The sequence below is a fragment of the Bradyrhizobium sp. AZCC 1610 genome (assembly GCF_036924515.1).
In the GTDB taxonomy this organism is placed as follows: domain Bacteria; phylum Pseudomonadota; class Alphaproteobacteria; order Rhizobiales; family Xanthobacteraceae; genus Bradyrhizobium.
Genome location: NZ_JAZHRR010000001.1, coordinates 5,444,763 through 5,461,260, shown reverse-complemented (window position 1 = coordinate 5,461,260; position 16,498 = coordinate 5,444,763). Strand labels below are relative to the sequence as shown.

Annotated in this window: 16 protein-coding genes; all 16 read right to left on the bottom strand. The window is 65.1% G+C overall.

Annotated elements, in window-relative coordinates; translation table 11 throughout:
* Positions 1-6: 6 nt before the first annotated feature.
* Positions 7-438, bottom strand: a complete 432-nt coding sequence (locus V1279_RS26905; RefSeq protein ID WP_334446782.1) for a hypothetical protein — start codon at positions 436-438, stop codon at positions 7-9.
* Complete coding sequence (locus tag V1279_RS26900; protein WP_334442123.1) at positions 435-1,409, bottom strand: acyl-CoA desaturase; 975 nt, start codon at positions 1,407-1,409, stop codon at positions 435-437. Before V1279_RS26900 ends, V1279_RS26905 begins: the two co-directional genes overlap by 4 nt.
* A 226-nt stretch (positions 1,410-1,635) precedes the next feature.
* Entirely contained in the window at positions 1,636-2,649 is a 1,014-nt protein-coding gene (locus V1279_RS26895) for a zinc-dependent alcohol dehydrogenase family protein (protein WP_334442122.1), read from the bottom strand.
* Positions 2,650-2,722: 73 nt separating this feature from the next.
* On the bottom strand, positions 2,723-3,349 hold the full coding sequence (locus tag V1279_RS26890; RefSeq protein WP_334442120.1) for an FMN-dependent NADH-azoreductase: 627 nt from the start codon (positions 3,347-3,349) through the stop codon (positions 2,723-2,725).
* A 13-nt stretch (positions 3,350-3,362) separates the two neighbouring features.
* Entirely contained in the window at positions 3,363-4,940 is a 1,578-nt protein-coding gene (locus V1279_RS26885; protein ID WP_334442118.1) for an isochorismatase family protein, read from the bottom strand.
* Positions 4,941-4,959: 19 nt separating this feature from the next.
* Entirely contained in the window at positions 4,960-5,808 is an 849-nt protein-coding gene (locus tag V1279_RS26880; protein WP_334442116.1) for an MBL fold metallo-hydrolase, read from the bottom strand.
* 45 nt (positions 5,809-5,853) lie between these two features.
* On the bottom strand, positions 5,854-6,744 hold the full coding sequence (locus tag V1279_RS26875) for an amidohydrolase family protein (RefSeq protein WP_334442114.1): 891 nt from the start codon (positions 6,742-6,744) through the stop codon (positions 5,854-5,856).
* A complete protein-coding gene (locus V1279_RS26870) occupies positions 6,741-7,859 on the bottom strand; it encodes a VWA domain-containing protein (protein WP_334442112.1) in 1,119 nt (372 codons plus the stop codon). The genes V1279_RS26875 and V1279_RS26870 overlap by 4 nt, the downstream gene beginning before the upstream one ends.
* A complete protein-coding gene (locus V1279_RS26865) occupies positions 7,856-8,737 on the bottom strand; it encodes an AAA family ATPase (RefSeq protein WP_334442109.1) in 882 nt (293 codons plus the stop codon). The genes V1279_RS26870 and V1279_RS26865 overlap by 4 nt, the downstream gene beginning before the upstream one ends.
* 9 nt (positions 8,738-8,746) lie before the next feature.
* Positions 8,747-9,769 carry a xanthine dehydrogenase family protein molybdopterin-binding subunit gene (locus V1279_RS26860; protein WP_334442106.1) on the bottom strand — a complete coding sequence of 341 codons (1,023 nt, stop codon included), beginning with the start codon at positions 9,767-9,769 and terminating at the stop codon, positions 8,747-8,749.
* A 2-nt stretch (positions 9,770-9,771) separates the two neighbouring features.
* Complete coding sequence (locus tag V1279_RS26855) at positions 9,772-11,358, bottom strand: xanthine dehydrogenase family protein molybdopterin-binding subunit (protein ID WP_334442103.1); 1,587 nt, start codon at positions 11,356-11,358, stop codon at positions 9,772-9,774.
* 11 nt (positions 11,359-11,369) lie between these two features.
* Positions 11,370-11,849, bottom strand: a complete 480-nt coding sequence (locus V1279_RS26850) for a (2Fe-2S)-binding protein (RefSeq protein WP_334442101.1) — start codon at positions 11,847-11,849, stop codon at positions 11,370-11,372.
* A 5-nt stretch (positions 11,850-11,854) separates the two neighbouring features.
* Entirely contained in the window at positions 11,855-12,673 is an 819-nt protein-coding gene (locus tag V1279_RS26845) for an FAD binding domain-containing protein (RefSeq protein ID WP_334442098.1), read from the bottom strand.
* 16 nt (positions 12,674-12,689) lie between these two features.
* Positions 12,690-13,133, bottom strand: a complete 444-nt coding sequence (locus V1279_RS26840; protein WP_334442097.1) for an SRPBCC family protein — start codon at positions 13,131-13,133, stop codon at positions 12,690-12,692.
* Position 13,134: 1 nt separating this feature from the next.
* The gene (locus tag V1279_RS26835; RefSeq protein WP_334442096.1) at positions 13,135-13,572 is read right to left on the bottom strand and encodes an SRPBCC family protein; all 438 of its coding nucleotides are present in this window, start codon (positions 13,570-13,572) and stop codon (positions 13,135-13,137) included.
* 9 nt (positions 13,573-13,581) lie between these two features.
* On the bottom strand, positions 13,582-16,482 hold the full coding sequence (locus tag V1279_RS26830; RefSeq protein WP_334442093.1) for a flotillin family protein: 2,901 nt from the start codon (positions 16,480-16,482) through the stop codon (positions 13,582-13,584).
* Positions 16,483-16,498: the final 16 nt, after the last annotated feature.

Sequence of the window (16,498 nt, the reverse complement as noted above, 5' to 3'; positions counted from 1 at the left end):
GTTCGATCACGGGGTTTCTGCAGGAGGTGTGACGACTTTCGCTCGCAACGCTGCGAGCGGCTTGTCGAGGTCGAGTTCGGAGCCATAGAGACTTGTCGAGGTGAGACCCGCCCTGAACGCCAGCGTGGTTCGCCGTGGGGCACATATAAAACCCATCAGCGCCAGGGGCAGGCAGAACAGCGTCGCAGCCCAGTGGCGGTAGCGCCCGGCGGCAAACTCCCAGGCCGCCATCTGCATCTCTCCCGTCATCGTGCAGGGATAGCCGGTGAGAATGTGGTGAAGATCGTGCCGCGTGACGGCGTCTCGCCGCCACTTCCAGTTTGGAAATTCAATCGACGCCGGGCCTATCCTGCAAATCCATGTCGCAGCGCGTGCCGGGTCAGCCTCTATGCCATTCGCCGTATAATAAGCGGCGAGGGCTTCAGCGGCCGTGGTCACGATCGGATTCCAGAAATTTCCGCCTGGCCGGGCGCGCAGATTGAAAGCGAGCGGGCGTGTACCGGGCTTATTCCAGGGCGCGGCGGCAGCTCTGCAGGCACCTGAACATTCCACGCCAAGCCAAGGGCGCGCAGCAGCCTCACGAACTCCCAGCCGAGATCGATCTGGCCGGGATAGAGACCGTGCCGCGCAGAGCCCGGAAAGGCGTGGTGGTTATTGTGCCAGCTCTCTCCCATCGTCGGAATGGCCATCAACGACACGTTATGGGCTTGCACCACCGCGCCGTCGACTGTCCAGTCTTGCTCTCCCTGCGTGTGCGCGAAATGGGATATTCCCCAATGCATCGTCGTGCAGGCTGCGACGCGTACAAAGACGCCCCACACCACAAACGGCCACCCGCCCAGCCAATACAAAGCGAGAGCGATCGGAATCTGCTGCAACATCCAGGTGCGATCGAGGAACCGATAGAAGGGATCGTCGCCAATTCCCGGGCCGGGATCGAAACCTGGAGGGCGCTTCAGAACCAGGCGGCCATGGAGATAGAGCAGGCCATCCAGCCAGAAGCCTGCCCGGTGCGCGAGGAATGGATGACAATCGGCTTGCCGCTGTGCCCAATCCCGGCTGTCGTGCACGCGAATGGTCCACAACGGCCCACCCATGCCTACCGCCGTACCGAGCCAGACCAGCGTCCGCTCCAGCCATTTGGGACACTCGAAGCTGCGGTGAATGAGGCGCCGGTGGAAGCCGACGGAGTGGCCGGTGCAAAGCGTGATACCGGCCGTGATCAGAAAGACGGCCAAGGCGCTCCACGAGAATGTAAGCGGACCGAGGACGATGGCCCCAAGCAGCATTGCGCCATTCCACAAAGAGCGCGGTGCATCCCAAACAACCGTGCCCTCGACAGGCGACGCCGTGTCCAGATTGGTTAGAGAATTGACTTTGTAAAAATCGTGCTGCTCCTCGCTCATCATTTCAGTCTTTCCTGGTACCAAGAAAAATTGGTGTGACGGCTTCGCCGATCAACCTTCCTACTGGGGAAGCATGAACAAAACGTGAAAACGAACGGCGCGTAGTCGCAGGATTGATTCGTCACCTCCCGGGAAATTCTGCACGGGACACTTTTGTGCGGTCTACTGATGCCCTACTTGGGCAACGCGCCGTCTTCACGGGCCCTTCGGATTGGACGCTAATCGCACTTCAGTCGATCTCAATCGCCACCTTCCCGAAATGCGCGCCGCTCTCCATGTGTGCAAACGCGTCCCTGGCTTGATCGAAACGGAACGTCCTGTCGATCACCGGCTTCATGCGACTTGCCGCGATGGCATCCACCATCGCCTGGAGATCCTCGATCGATCCGACTGTGACACCCTGCAGCCGCTGCTGCTGCATGACCATCAACGGCAGCCGCAGGTCGGACGGCGGCGGCCCGGCGAGCACGCCGATAAAGGCGATGGTGCCGCCGATCCTGGTCGCCCTGATCGATTCGTTCAGCGTGCCGACCCCGCCCACCTCGACGACCAGGTCGACGCCGTGGCCGCTCCACTCGCGGGCTTTCTTTCCCCAATCGGGCGTCGCCCTGTAGTTCAAGGTAAAGTCGGCGCCGAGCGTCTTGAGACGTTCGATCTTGGCGTCGCTGGACGAGGTCGCGATGACGCGCGCGCCGCACATTTTGGCAAACTGAAGTGCGAGCAGGGATACTCCGCCGGTGCCCTGCGTCAGAACGGTCTGGCCGGGTTTCACGCCGCCGAGCTTGACGATCGCGCTCCAGGCCGTGAGCCCGGCGCAGGGAAGTGCTGCGGCTTCGATGTCGCTGAGGTGCTCCGGCGTTCTGACCAGCGCGTGCTTCGGAAAGATCCGATACTCGCTAAGGACGCCGTCCACCGCGCCGCCGAGGGCTGCGCGCATCTTTGCTTCGCTGGGCTCGCCGCCGATCCAGCTTTCGAAGAAACTGCCGATGACGCGGTCGCCGGCTGCGAATTCCCGCACACTCGGGCCGACCCGCTCGATCACACCTGCACCGTCCGAAACCGGCACAAGCGGAAACTTCTGACGCGAGCCGTAACCGCCCTTGACGGTGAGAAGATCGCGATAGTTCAGCGTCGCCGCCGTGAGCCGAACCAGCACCTGGCCGTCACCGGGCTCCGGCATGGGCTTGTCGACGAGGGCAAGTCCATCGATTCCGTCCGGTCCCTGTAGCTCATAGCACTTCAACGGGGGTCTCCTTCGGCGCAGCCGGGTAAGCGCCATATTGCCGCAAATGCTCCGGTTTGGCCACGCCTGTGGATCAGAATCGCGCGGCCATCTCGGCCAGCCGCCGATGCGCGCCTTCGCGTGCGGTGTGGATCGGTTCGAGCGGCCCGGTGGTTGGTCCGATCGGCACGAAACGCACGTCGCTGACGCCGATGAAGCGCAGCGCCTCGCGCAGATAGGGTGTCGCCATGTCGATGCGGCCGCGATTCATGCCGGTGATGAAATCGCTGCCGCTCGCCAGGATCACGATTGTCGGCCGGTCCTTGAACAGCGGCAGATAGCCTTGCGCCGGATCGTAGCGAAACGCCAGCCCGGGCTGCGTGATGACGTCGATCCATTGCTTCAGCTTGTAGGGAATACCGAAATTCCACATCGGCGTCGAAATCAACACGCGGTCGGCGAGCGCGAACCGGAGCGCGATGCGCTCGGTGACCGCAAAGGCATCGCGCTGTGAATCGGTGAAGGCCCGTCCATTGATGCGGGCGTATTTGGCCTCCAGTACATAACCCTCGAATTCCGGCAGGTGATCCCGCCACAGGTTCATCACGTCGATGTCCCAGTCCGGCCGCGCTTCTCGGAAGCGGTCGACAAAGGCCCGCGCCCCGGCGGAGGATTCCGAGTCCGCCCGCGGCGAGCAGCTCAGGTGAAAGAGTTTTGGCATGGCCGCACTCTGTTCATCCCAATCCCCTGATGACCGCATCGGCGTTGGTGACGACGGCGACGTTCTGCATCGCAAAGTTGATGGAGGCGTTGTGCCAGTCCGCGTTCATCGTCGAGCAACAGTCTTCAGGGACGATCATGAAGTAGCCCTTGTCGGCACCGGTGCGGGCGGTGTGCTCGATCGACATGTTGGTCCAGGCGCCGGTATTGATGATCATGTCGCGGCCGGTCGCCTTCAGGATGGTCTCCAGCCTTGTGCCTTCCCAGGCGCTCATGCGCATCTTCTCGACGATGAAGTCGCCGGCGCGGGGCTCCAGTCCCGAGACCGGCGCCGCACCCCAACTTCCGCGCACCATTGCGCCGCTGTCGACCAGGCCTTCGAACAACGGTGCGTTGAGCGTGACGCCGGGCGCGCCGGGTTCGACGATGAACCAGACATGGATGATGACGACGCCGCGCGCCCGCGCGGCTTCTGAGAGGCGGCGGACGTTGTCGACCACCCGCTGCTGGCGTGCATGGCCGGGCGAGCCGGAATCGGCGAACGCGCCGCCCTCCATGATCACATCGTTCTGCAGATCCTGAATGATCATCGCGCAGCGCCGCGGATCAAGCTGCATGTCGCCGCCGGTAAGTTGAGGCGAGGCGGGCTGCGCGGATGAGGTATCGGGGCCGGTCGAAGCGCGGCCGCTCATATAGGGTTCGTGGTGCGGCCCGGCTTTGACCGGGATCGCATAGACCGAGTGGGTGGCGGTCAGATAGAGCGTGCGGAAATCAGCGCTGCCCCAGGTGAGATTGGCGACGAGCTCGGGAACGCGCACCTTGCCGAGCAATTCGCCGGCGGGGGAATAGACCCAGACGCCGCCGGGCGCGGTGACCCAGATATTGCCGCGCTGGTCGCACTTCATGCCGTCGGGCAGGCCGGGCTCGAGCTCGGAGCGGATGCCGCTGGCGAAGATTCGCGCATTGGAAAGCGAACCATCGGCCTCGACGTCGAAGGCGCGGATCAGCGCCTGCGTGGTATCGTTGACGTAGAGCAGACGTTCATCGGGCGAGAAGCAGAGGCCGTTGGGCTGGTCGAAGAGATGGCGGTCGACCACGAGTTTCGGCGGACGGCCGCCCGGCGGGACGCGGTAAACGCCCTGGAAGCCGAGCTGACGTGGCCGCTCGACGCCGTAGACCGGCATGCGGCCGTACCAGGGGTCGCTGAAGTAGATCGCGCCGCTGGAATGCACACAGACATCGTTCGGGCTGTTGAGCTCCTGATTCTCGAAATGCGAGGCAATCACCTCGCGCCTTCCGTCGGGGCGTTCGCGGATCAACGACGAGGTGGCATGCTCGCAGACGATCAGGTTGAGCTCTGCGTCATAGGTCATGCCGTTGCATTTGTTCGAAGGGCGCTTGACCTCGACGACGCCGCGCTTGGCATCCCATCGCCGGCGCACGTCGGCGGGCATATCCGAAAACAGCAGATAGTGATGGACCGGATGCCAGATCGGCCCCTCCGTGAAATCAAAACCCGTACCTACCTGGCCGACCGGTGCGTAGGGGTCGATCAGGGTTTCGAATTCCGGGCGCAGCGTGACGTGCGTCATCGGTCCGTCCTTTCAGCGCTCAGGCCGGGAACCAGTTGCGCTGCGGCAGGCTCTGAACCACAGGGCCGGGTACCTGATCGTGCAGCCGGCCGACCACCATGCCGCCTTCGACCTTGGCCGGCCGGTCGTGGACCGGGAGCAAATAGCGCGAATTGCTCAGGAGTTTTTTGATCGCGGCCTTCTCCGCCCGCTTGCTGGTGCCGTGATTGCCCGTCGTGCGCGGTTCGGCGTCGTGGATCTCGTTGAAGGGCGTGACGATCTGGTCGTTGATGTCGTAGATCACGTCGCCGCAGATGGTGGCGATGCCGTCGGCGGTATGAACGTGGATGTTCATCGAGCCTTCGGTATGGGCGTTGGCGGCGTCGCAATAGACGCCCGGCATCAATTCGACAGGGCCGGTGAGCTCGAGATCGAGGAAGCGCAGCGCGCTCTTGGTGTGCAGGCGGTCGATCAGGTGCTTGATGTCGGGCGCCGGATATTGCGGATGCATCAGGCCGGAGACGGAATATTCCAGTTCCTTGCGGTTGAGCACGACCGTGGTGTTCATGGGAAACAGGTCGTCCTTGCCGGCGTGGTCGATATGCAGGTGGGTGTGGCAGACGTAGCGGACGTCGCCCATGCGCACGCCGTGGCGCGCGAGCTGGTTCTCGATCATGTTCTCGTGGAATTGAAGCCCGCGCATGCCCAGCGTTTCCATGATCTGGTTGGAGCGATAGCCGGTATCGACCACGACAGGATAGGGACCGCCGACGATCAGAAAACCCAGCGTCAGGACACGGCGGGTCCGGCCGCAATCGCGGCCGAGCACCAGAAAGCTCGATTCCAGTTCGATATCCCCATAGTCCAGGATCTTGATTTCAAGCGGCATATGCTCCCTCCCACATTCTTTTCATCGGCGGATCCGCGTGCGCCGTCATCGGTCAAGCCGGTAGACGCGCGAGGCTGTCGTTCGCAGAACGGCATCGCGTTGGTCCGCTCGAAGCGAGGTAGTCGCGGCGAGATAGGCATCGACCAGTTCGCGATAGGTCGTCCAAAGCTTTTCGATCGGGAAGTTCGAGCCGAACAGGCAGCGCTCGGCGCCGAAGATCGCGACCGTGTCGGTGAGAACACCGGCTACATGCGCGGGGTCGTTGCGGTGAATGAAGGTGCCGAGGCCGGAAAGTTTTGAAACGACATTCGGGCAGGCCGCAAGCCGGCTCATGCCGGCGCGCCAGGCGGCTCGGCCCTGCGGCGAAAGGTCTTCCAGCATGCCGGCGTGCTGCAGGATGAAGGTCACATCGGGGCAGGCTTCGGCGAGGCCTGCGGCGTCGACCATCTGCGGCGCGAACACCTGGAGGTCGAAGCTGAAGTCATACTCGGCGAGCCGGGCGACGTTGCGGCGGATAGTTGGATCGGCGCAGAGGTCAGGCTGCGCCGCAAAGCGATAGAGCGGGTTTTCGTGCCAGTGCAGTTGCATGCGCACGCCGCGCACCAGCGGATAGCGCGCGAGACGATCCAGTTGCGGGCGAACGTCATCGACGTTGAAGTCGGCATAGGAGACGATGGCGTGCGGCCAGCCGTGGTTATCAGCGGTTTCCTGCACCCAGGCGGTCTCGTCCTCGAAGCGGTCATTGGTCCAGTTGGTCTGCACATAGACCGAGCGCGCTACGTCGGAGCCTGCGAGATCATCGAGATATTCCTGGATCGGATAGTCGCGCCGGATCGGCTCGTAGGGGCCAAAGATCCGCGGCTGCATCGGGCCGCTCAACCAGGGCAGGTCGGCCTGACGCCAGATATGATGATGGGCATCGACGATTTCGGTCACGCGGCCTTCCTTTGTCCGAGCGAGAGCACATGCGAAACGATCGCGGCGGTGGATCCGCCGTCGACCAGATCATCCACGAAGCGGCGGATCGCGATCAGCGCTTCGGTCTGCGGCTGAAAGCTGGGACCGGCGGCGAGCGGCGTCAGCCAGCTCAGGCGCCAGGCGCGTCGAGATAATTTTGCAACGGCATCACGCAAGGCAGAGGGATCGCCGCGTTCCAGTCCGTCGGAGACGATGACGACCGCGGCGCCTCGCGCATAGCTGCCGAACCGGGGCACCGCCAGGAAGGCCTGCAACGCATCGCCGATCCGGGTGCCGCCGTCCCAATCGCTGACCAGATGGGCGGCGGCAGACAGCGCCTGCTCGCGGCGCTTGAGACGGAGCGCGCGAGTGACGCGGGTGAGACGGGTGCCGAAGGTGAACACCTCGACATTGGGAGCTGCGTGCGACAGCGCATGCGCCAGCTTCATATTGTCGTCGGTGCGGCCCTTCATCGAACCGGAGACGTCGATCAGCAACAAAACCTTACGCGGGCGGGTGCGCCGTCTCAGCCGTCCGAGCCGCAGCACCTCGCCGTCGTTGCGCACGCTCTCGCGCAAGGTACGGCGAAGATCCGCCCACGGCCCACGGCGGGCGCGCATGCGCCGGTGGCCTCGTCGCCGTGGCAGGCGCGCGGGTGCCTCGCGCGAAAGCTTTCGCAACGCATCGCCAGTCGCGCTTGCCGCGAAGCGGCGCTCGACCAGTGCCTCGGCGCGGGCCGCGGCAAGTCCTGATTCGTTGGCCTCATCCGCCAGCAGCGTTTCGTCTTCCCCGCGACCTTCCTCCTGCAGGCGAACCACTTCCTCATCTTCCGCGCCCGCGCGATCCACCGCTTCGCTGCCGAGGAAATGGATGTCGAACAGCCGGTCGTAGGTGGCGCGCCGCTCGGGCGGCGGGGCGAGCGTCGCCAATCCCGCGAGGCGGATGGCCTCCATGCTGCGCGGCCCCAGTAGCTCGATGGCGGCGAGATACGCCGTCGTTTGTTCCGGCGCCACGGCAAAGCCGTTGGCGCGCAGCAGCGCAACAAAGGACACGAACACGCGGATAGCGCGCGGTAGCTGAAGTTCATCGCTCACGCGGCAGCCTCCGCAATGAGGGCGTCGAGCCGGCCGGAGATGAAGGTGAGGTCCTCCTCATCCTTCAGCGCAACGCCGATCGAGCGCTTGAACGCGTCGGGCCAACGCGCGCCGCGCTCGTGCAGCAGCGTGGCCGCTTCGGCCCAGTCCACGGCTTCCGCAATGCCCGGCGCCTTGCTCAGCGGCTCGCGCCGCAGCCGCCCGACAGCGGCGACGACGGCGCGTGCGGTTGCTTCGGCGACGCTCGATGCCCGCATCATCACGATGCGCGCCTCGCGCTCGGCGGTGGGGTATTCGATCCAATGATAGACGCAGCGGCGGCGCAGCGCTTCGTGCAGGTCGCGGGTGCGGTTCGAGGTCAGCACGACGACGGGGCGCTCGGTGGCGCGGACCGTGCCGCGCTCAGGAATGGAGATCTGGAAGTCGGAGAGGAATTCGAGCAGGAACGCCTCGAACTCCTGGTCGGCACGGTCGATTTCATCGATCAGCAGGACGGTGGAATCAGGCGCGCGCAAGGAAGCAAGCATCGGCCGCTCGATCAGAAAAGTCTCGCCATAGATGTCGATCGTTTCCTCGCCGGCCTGGCGAATCGCGAGCATCTGGCGCGGATAGTTCCACTCGTAGAGCGCGGCTGATGCGTCGATGCCCTCATAGCATTGCAGGCGGATCAGGCGGCGGCCGAGCACGGCGGCGATGGCTTTTGCGGCTTCGGTCTTGCCGACGCCCGGCGCGCCTTCCAGCAGCAGTGGCTTGCCGAGCGCAAGCCCGAGATACGCAGCCGTCGCGAGGCCTTCGTCTGCCAAATAATATGCCGTCCGCAACGCCCGTTCGAGCGCCTCCGGGCTGTCGATGCCGACGATGTTGCCGCGTACCACCATGGAAAGACCTCAGCGCTTCGCCTGCGGCCGCGCGCCGCCCTGCGCCTTGATCGCCCGCAAGACTTTTTCCGGCGTGATCGGCAGTTCATCCATCCGTACGCCGACGGCATTGAAGATGGCATTGGCGACCGCGGGCAGCACCGGATTTGCGCACATCTCCCCGGGTCCTTTGGCTCCGAACGGCCCGTCGGCGGCGGGGCGTTCCAGCACCGCGATATCGTGCGGGCAGACGTCGCCGGGGCCGGGCATCAGATATTCGACGAAGTCGCGCGGGCCGTGAGCGGGGTCGGGATAATAAGGCTCGGGCGTTTCAAACAGCGCGTGGCTGATCCCCATCCACGCGCCGCCGACGAGTTGCTGCTCCACCAACCGCGGATTGAGCGCGCGGCCGAGTTCATACGCACTGTCCATGCGCACCATCGCGACTTCACCGGTCTCATCGTCCACCTCGACCTCGGCGACCAGGCATGCATGCGCGTAGCAGGTGGCGGGTGACATCTCGCCGGTTTCGGGATTGACCTCGGAAAGCGGCACCAGAAAGATGCCGCGTCCCGATATCGTCTTGCCTTGCTTGAATTGCGCGGCGATCGCGACGTCCTTGGTGGAGATCGAGCGGTGCGGCGCGCCCTTGACGTGGATGTTGCCGCGCCCGTCGGTATCGAGATCGGCGGCGTTGACCTCCAGCTCCTCGGCGGCCGCTTCCATCATCACACCGCGCGCCTCTTTGGCCGCCGCCATGACAGCATTGCCGACGCGATGCGTGCCGCGCGACGCGAACGAGCCCATGCAGTGCGGCCCGGTGTCGGAATCCGCAGTATCGACATAGACGTCTTCGACCGGCACGCCTAGCGTCTCCGCACAGATCTGCCGCGTCACCGATTTCATGCCCTGGCCGAGATCGATCGACGACAACGATACCGTGAACTTGCCGCTGGGGTTGGAATGAACCAGCGCCTGGCTGGGGTCGCCGCCGAGATTCATGCCGATGGGATAGTTGATCGAGGCGATGCCGCGTCCACGATGCTTTGCCATGGTCAGCGTCTCCTGGTGCCGAAGACGGAAGAGAAGCGGGTGGCGCCATGCGAGGGCGATGGAGCCTGCGGTCGCGGGGGAGGGGGCGGTGTCGGCGCGGGCGGCGGTTGCTGGGTCGTTGCAGCGGGCGCGCGATCGTAAGTGGTTCGCTGCTGCACAGCCGCAGCGCGTTGGGGGACAGGTTCGAGCGGCGTCGGCGATATCGTCGCCCGGCTGCCGCCGCCGTCCTTGCGCGAGGACATGCGCTTGACCTCTTCGCGAAGCGGCCACTTGGCCTTTTCCGCGGCGACCTGGACGCATTCGATCAGCGCGGTGTTCTTCGCCTCGCGCCGGTGCGCCTTCATGTCGCCGTCGCGATAGGCGTTGAGAATCCGAAACTCCATCGGGTCGATGCCGACGAGATGGGCGAGCTTGTCCATCTGGCATTCGAGCGCAAAGTCCATCGCCGTGACGCCGAAGCCGCGCATGGCGGTCGCGGGCGTCCGGTTGGTGAACACGCAGTAGATATCGCCATGGACGTTGGGGATCGTATAGGGCCCGGGCAGGTGCGCCGCGCATTTGACCACGGCGTAGCTTGAGAGCCGGGTATAGGCGCCGCTGTCGAAATAGGCGCGAATCTTGCGCGCGACGATGCGTCCGTCGCGCATCACGCCGTCCTTGATGTAGATGCGTTCGGCGCCGCGCGGCGAGCCGAACTGCATCTCCTCCTCGCGGCCGAGCTGATAGCGCACCGGACGCCCGGTCAGCATCGCGCCGAGAATGGCGAGCGGTTCGGTGAGCGTGTCCACCTTGCCGCCGAAACCGCCGCCTACGGTTCCGCCAATGAAGTGGAAGGTGTTGGAGGGTACGTCGAGGATTTTTGCGCAGGTATCGAGCGAGAAGAACAAAGCCTGCGTCGAGGTGTAGACGACGTAGCGACCGTTGGTATCGGGCGCCGCAATCGAGCCATTGGTCTCGGTCGGCGCATGCTCGATCGGCGACATCTGGTAACCCTGTTCGAGCACATGATCGGCCTCGGCGAGGCCGCGCTCGACGTCGCCGAACCGCAGCTTCTGATGATCGTAGATATCGTGATAGATGAAGGTGTTCTTGGGATAGACCTCGTTGACGACGGGCGCGCCCGGCTTTAGCGCTTCCTCGACGTCGAACACCGCGGGCAGCGGCTCGTAATCGACCCGCACTTTGGCGAGCGCCTCATACGCCTCCCGCGGACTGTCGGCGACGATAGCCACGATCGGCTCGCCCTTGTAGCGCACCTTGTCGACGGCGAGCGACGGCTCGTCGTCCTTGCCGAAATTGATCAGGCTGAGGAGCGTGTTGAGATTGATTGGAACGTCGGCCCCGCGAATGATGCGGCGCACGCCGGGCGAACGTTCCGCTTCCATCGTGTCGATGCGGCGCAGGCGAGCATGGGCGTGCGGGCTGCGTAGTACTTTAAGATGGAGCATGCCCTGCAGCTTGTGGTCGTCGAAATAGGTCGAGGTGCCCGTGACATGGCCGAGCATGTCCTGGCGCTGCGTGCCCTTTCCGATCTCCTTCAGATTGTCGTCGCGCTCGTCGGCGAAGATGTCCTTGCGCAATTCCAGCATGGTCGTTCCCTTTAGGCGCGGGCGCGTCCGCTCGTGGCGGCGGCGAGGACGGCGTTGATGATCGGCTCGTAGCCGGTGCAGCGGCAGATATTGCCCGAAATCGCCTCTACGACTTCGGCGCGGGTCGGCGACGGATTGCGATCGAGCAGCGCCTTCGCCGCCATCAGCATGCCCGGCGTGCAGTATCCGCACTGCGCCGCGAATTGCTCCATGAAGGCGCGCTGCAGCGGATGCAGATTGGGCCCGTCCTTCAGCCCGTCGAGCGTTTCGATCGAGCGGCCGTTCACGGTTTCCGCCAGCGTCAGGCAGGAGAGATGGAGTTCGCCGTCGATCAGCACGCTGCAGGCGCCGCAGCCGCCCTGGCCGCAGCCGAATTTCGGCGTCATGTCGCCGATCAATTCGCGAAGCGCGACCAGGAGATTGACGCCGCCGTCGACGAACACAGCGACATCGCGGCCATTGTGACGAAACTGGAGCGGGGTCTTGGTCATGATGCTTACTCCAGGCCGGACAGCAGGCGGCGCAGATGGACGCCGACGATCTCGCGGCGATACCAGGCGCTGCCAAGGGCGTTGTCTGTGGGCGATACGCCCTCCGTGGCGGCTGCGGTGGCGGCGCTGATCGCCGCATCGTCCAGCGGGCGTCCCTCCAGCGCGCGCTCGGCGGCCCTTGCGCGAATTTGCGTGGCGGCCATCGAGCCGAGCGCGATGCGGGCACCGGATACGCGACCACCGCTGACAGGCAGATGCGCGGCAATCGTGATCACCGAACCGCCTTTTGGCTTGATACGGGCGATCTTGCGATAGCGGAAGGCGTCGGCGCTCGCGGGGCGCTGACAGGAGACGGCCAGCACCAATGCGCCGCTCTGCCGTTCGCGGGATTGCAGGAATTCCTCGATTGCCATGTCGCGGGCACCCAGCCCGCCCTGGACGGAGACAGTCGCGTCGAGCGCCAGCAGCGCCACGGCGAAGTCGCCGTAGGGGCTGGGCGCGAACAGGTTGCCGCCCACCGTGCCCATGTTGCGCACCGCCGGCCCGCCGATCGAGCGCGCGGGCGCGTGCAGAAACGCAAGATCGCGTTCGGCCAAGATCCTGGAGAAGGTGACGCCGGCCCCGATCGTGATCCGCGAACTCGCCACATCGACGCGTGCCAGCGCCTGGTCGGTCGCGCGCACCACGGTCGAGATCGAGACGTCGCCTTCGTTGAGAGCGCGCATCACCAGCGTGCCGCCGCCGAGATAGCGCGCGCTGCGGTCGGACGACAATGCCGATGCCGCCTCGCCAAAACTCGCGAATGTCTTCACCGTGACGGGCATGGCTTTGCCTCCGCGTTCATGCGGCCTCCCTCAGGTGCCGGCGAATGGAATCGAAGCCGGCTTGATAGATCTGTTCCGCGACCATCTGCGTCAGCCGCTCGGCATCCGCGGGTCGCGTGGTGAACCTGGATTCCCAGTGCCAGAAGGTGCGGTCGCCGTCGGTGACCGGCAGCAGGCGGACATGGGCCACATAGTTGAACATCGGGATCGGCGTATCGAGCAGGCAGTAGCTGAAGGTCTGTTCGAGGTCCGACAGCGCCAGCAGTTGCTCGCGCAGCTCCGAGCCGTCCTGCAGCTTGAAGCGTCTGATACAGCCGATCTTGTCCGACGCCTGCGCACGCTCGATGGTGCTGGTGGCCACCGCGGGGTGCCAGCGGTCGTGGCCGTTGAAATCGCGCAGCACATTCCAAACCGCGCCGGTCGGCGCGTCGAGGATGGTGCTTTTGACGATATGCGGCACGCTAGCCTCCGAAGGCGCGCTTGAGCGCATCAAAGCCGCCCTGAAACACGCCGGTCCCGATATTGTTGACGAGTTCGATCTCGCGCTCGGGCGCGCAATCGAACTCGGCGGTCCATTCGAGAAAGGTCTGGTCGCCGTCGGTTACCGGCGTGAGCCGCAGGGTCGCTACGTAGTTCTCCACCCCCATCGGCGACTCCAGGATCGAGTAGGTGCAGAACATGTCGTAGTCGGAGAGGCCGAGCAGTTTCTCGCGGATGCGGTCGCCGTTGCGCAGGCGAAAATCGCGCACGCATCCGATCTTGTCGGCGGGCTCGCCGCCCTCGATGCGGCTCTCCGCAATCGCAGGATGCCAGTTGGGCAGGCCGTTGAAGTCGCGCACCCGCGCCCAGACGCGGTCGTTGCGGGCGTTGACGACGGTGGAGATGTAGACCCGGGCCATGGTGTGCTCTTAGCCTTTCTTGCGCGGTCCACGTTCGGCAGGCGGCTCGCCTGTGGCCGGGGTAGAAGGAGCCGCGTCGGGCTTGCCCGGACTGCTCCTGCGTGACGTTGACTCCTTGATGCCCTGCATGTCGCGCGCTTCGCGGATCAGGCCGGGCATCCTGGCAAGGCTCCCGCCCTCGACGCCGATATCGGCGAGGAGCGAGTCGATCAGCGGCGCCTGCACCCGGTAACGCAGCGCCGAGTCGATCACCTCGTCGGTGGCGCTGCGGCCGCCATTGCCCCCGCCGCCACCGCCGTTGAGCCCGTCCACCTGAAGGATGCGGATGCCTTCGATCTTCTCCATCGGCTTGACGCTCTCGCGCACGATGCCTTCGATGCGGTCGAGCAGCTTGCGGCGGAACAGCGAGTAGCGCGCCTGGTCGGTGAGCACGTTTTCGGCTTCGTTGAGCAGCCGCTGCGCCTCGGCCTCGACGGCGGCGCGGACGCGCTCGGCGTCGGCCCCGATACGGGTTTCCTCGGCCCGCTTCTCCGCCAGCAGCACCTCGATGGTCTTCTGGCGCCTGGCGATCTCGCTGTCGCGGGCGGTGACCACGCGCTCGGCCGCCTCGGTCGCCCCCGCGCGCGCATCCTCGGCGGCCACCTTGGCGGCCGATTCCTCGAGAGACTTCTGGTAAAGGGCGATGGCCTTTTCCATCAGCGCCGTCTCGACGTCCTTCTCGCGATTGACCTCCAGCTTGCGCAGATCGCGCTCGCGGCCGATACGCGCTTCGTCGAGGCCGCGGTCGGAGGCGATACGGGCCCGCTCGACTTCCTCGCGGGAGGCGATCTCGGCCTCCTGCAGCGCCTGGACGCGGGCGACTTCGAGTTGCTCGATCGCGCGCCGGCGGGCGAGCCGCGCGGCTTCGAGCGCCTGCTCGCGGGAGACATCGGTGGTTTCGACTTCCTTGCGCGCGTTGATCTCGGCCTGCTTGACCTGCCGGTCGGCGTCGATCCGCTCAGAACGCTTGGCGGCAAGCGCAATCACGCGCTCCTCGTCGGCGATCTCGACCGCCTTCTTCTGGTCGATATTGAGCACCTCGCGGGTCTTCGACGAAGCGATGCGTTCGGCTTCGAGCGCCAGCTCGACCTCGACGCGCCGCCGCTCGATCGCATCGCGCCGCTTGAGTTCGGCGGCCTCGATCGATTCGGTGCGGTCGATCTCGAGCCCCCTGGTTTCCTTCTCGGCCCGGATGCGCTGGGCGGCGATCACCTTCTCCTGGGCGATGCGCGCGGCCTCGATGGCTTCGCGCGAGGCGATGTCGGCCTCCTCGATGGCGCGGTTGCGCGCAATTTCGAGCGAGCGAACGCGCTCTTCCTGGGCGATGCGGGAAGATTCCGTCGCCTCGCGCGCGGTGATCCCTGCGACTTCGAGCGCCTGGTTGCGCTCGATTTCCAGCTTGCGCGTGGCGTGCTCGGCGCCGATCCGCTCGGCTGCGAGCATCCGCTCCCGCGCGATCCGCGCCGCTTCCACCGCCTTCTGCGCCTCGATCTCCGCTTCCTGAATGGTGCGAACCTGCGCAATCTCCAACGCGCGGGTGCGCTCGTCGGAGGCGATACGTTCGACGTTGACGATCGTGGTCTGGGCGATGCGGGCCTTTTCGGTCGCCTCGCGCGCCGCTATTTCGGCTTCCTCGACCGCGCGGTTGCGTTCGATCTCCCGCCTTCGGGTTTCCTCCTCGTTGGAGATCCGCGCATCGGTGACGGAGCGATCCTGCTGAATGCGCGCCTTCTCGACCGCCTCGCGTGCCGTGATCTCGGCTTCCTCGATCGTCCGCGTGCGCTCGATGTCGCGCTGCCGCACTTCACGCTCAGAGGCGATGCGGGCGGTATCGACCGCACGCTGATTGGCGATCTTCGCTTTTTCGATTTCCTCGCGCGCCAGCAATTCCCTTTCCTCGACTGCGCGCGTGCGCTCGATCTCGCGGTGCCTTGTTTCGCGTTCGGAGGAGATGCGGGCTTCGGCGATCGCCTGCTCGTTGGCGATGCGCGCCTTCTCGATCGTTTCTCGGGCGGAAATTTGCGCCTGCTCGGCCTCGGTCTCGCGCAATGCGCGCTCGCGCGCCACTTCGGTGCGCTGCAGGGCGCGGCGCATCTCGATGTCGCGTTCCTGTTCGAGGCGGGCGGTCTCGCTCTCGCGCTCGATATCGAGCGCCTGGCGTTCGGCGTCAAGGTTGCGGGTGCGGATCTTGATCATCGAATCCTGTTCGATGTCGTTGCGCAGCTTGCGCTTGGCCTCGATGTCCTCCATCAGGCGGGTCAGGCCCTCGGCGTCGAACCGGTTTGACGGATTGAAATATTCCAGGTCGGTCTGATCGAGATCGGTGATGGCGACCGACTCCAGCTCAAGCCCGTTCTGGGCGAGCGCCTCGGCGGCGGCGGCCTTGAGCCGCATGACATACTCGCCGCGCTGCTCGTGCATCTGCTCCATGGTCATCTCGGCGGCGACCGAACGGATCGCAGAGATGAACTTGCCGGAGAGCAGGGCGTGCAACTGCTCGGGTTCGAGCGTGCGCCGTCCGAGCGTGGCGGCGGCGATCGCGACCGCCTCGCGCGTCGCCCGCACGCGGACGTAAAAGTCAGCCTCGATGTCGACACGCATGCGGTCGCGGGTGATCACCGCATCGTGCTTGGCCCGCACGACCCCCATCGGCAGCACGTTCATGTTGACCGGCGTAAAGTCGTGAATGAACGGCAGCACGAAGGCGCCACCGTTGATTACGACGCGTTCGCCGAGCAGACCGGTGCGGACGAAAGACACTTCTTTCGACGAACGGTGGTAGAGCCAGTTCACGATGTAGACGACGATGGCGATCACGACGATCGCGACGATCAGCCAGAGAATCAATTCGCCAACCAGAGTCCCCGACATCTCTTCCTCCCTTTGG

Bases quoted from the DNA above. Each gene is read 5' to 3' on its own strand.
- V1279_RS26900 (WP_334442123.1), bottom strand. From the start codon at position 1,409: ATGATGAGCGAGGAGCAGCACGATTTTTACAAAGTCAATTCTCTAACC.
- V1279_RS26890 (WP_334442120.1), bottom strand. From the start codon at position 3,349: ATGCCAAAACTCTTTCACCTGAGCTGCTCGCCGCGGGCGGACTCGGAA.
- V1279_RS26885 (WP_334442118.1), bottom strand. From the start codon at position 4,940: ATGACGCACGTCACGCTGCGCCCGGAATTCGAAACCCTGATCGACCCC.
- V1279_RS26880 (WP_334442116.1), bottom strand. From the start codon at position 5,808: ATGCCGCTTGAAATCAAGATCCTGGACTATGGGGATATCGAACTGGAA.
- V1279_RS26865 (WP_334442109.1), bottom strand. From the start codon at position 8,737: ATGGTGGTACGCGGCAACATCGTCGGCATCGACAGCCCGGAGGCGCTC.
- V1279_RS26860 (WP_334442106.1), bottom strand. From the start codon at position 9,769: ATGGCAAAGCATCGTGGACGCGGCATCGCCTCGATCAACTATCCCATC.
- V1279_RS26855 (WP_334442103.1), bottom strand. From the start codon at position 11,358: ATGCTGGAATTGCGCAAGGACATCTTCGCCGACGAGCGCGACGACAAT.
- V1279_RS26850 (WP_334442101.1), bottom strand. From the start codon at position 11,849: ATGACCAAGACCCCGCTCCAGTTTCGTCACAATGGCCGCGATGTCGCT.
- V1279_RS26845 (WP_334442098.1), bottom strand. From the start codon at position 12,673: ATGCCCGTCACGGTGAAGACATTCGCGAGTTTTGGCGAGGCGGCATCG.
- V1279_RS26835 (WP_334442096.1), bottom strand. From the start codon at position 13,572: ATGGCCCGGGTCTACATCTCCACCGTCGTCAACGCCCGCAACGACCGC.
- V1279_RS26830 (WP_334442093.1), bottom strand. From the start codon at position 16,482: ATGTCGGGGACTCTGGTTGGCGAATTGATTCTCTGGCTGATCGTCGCG.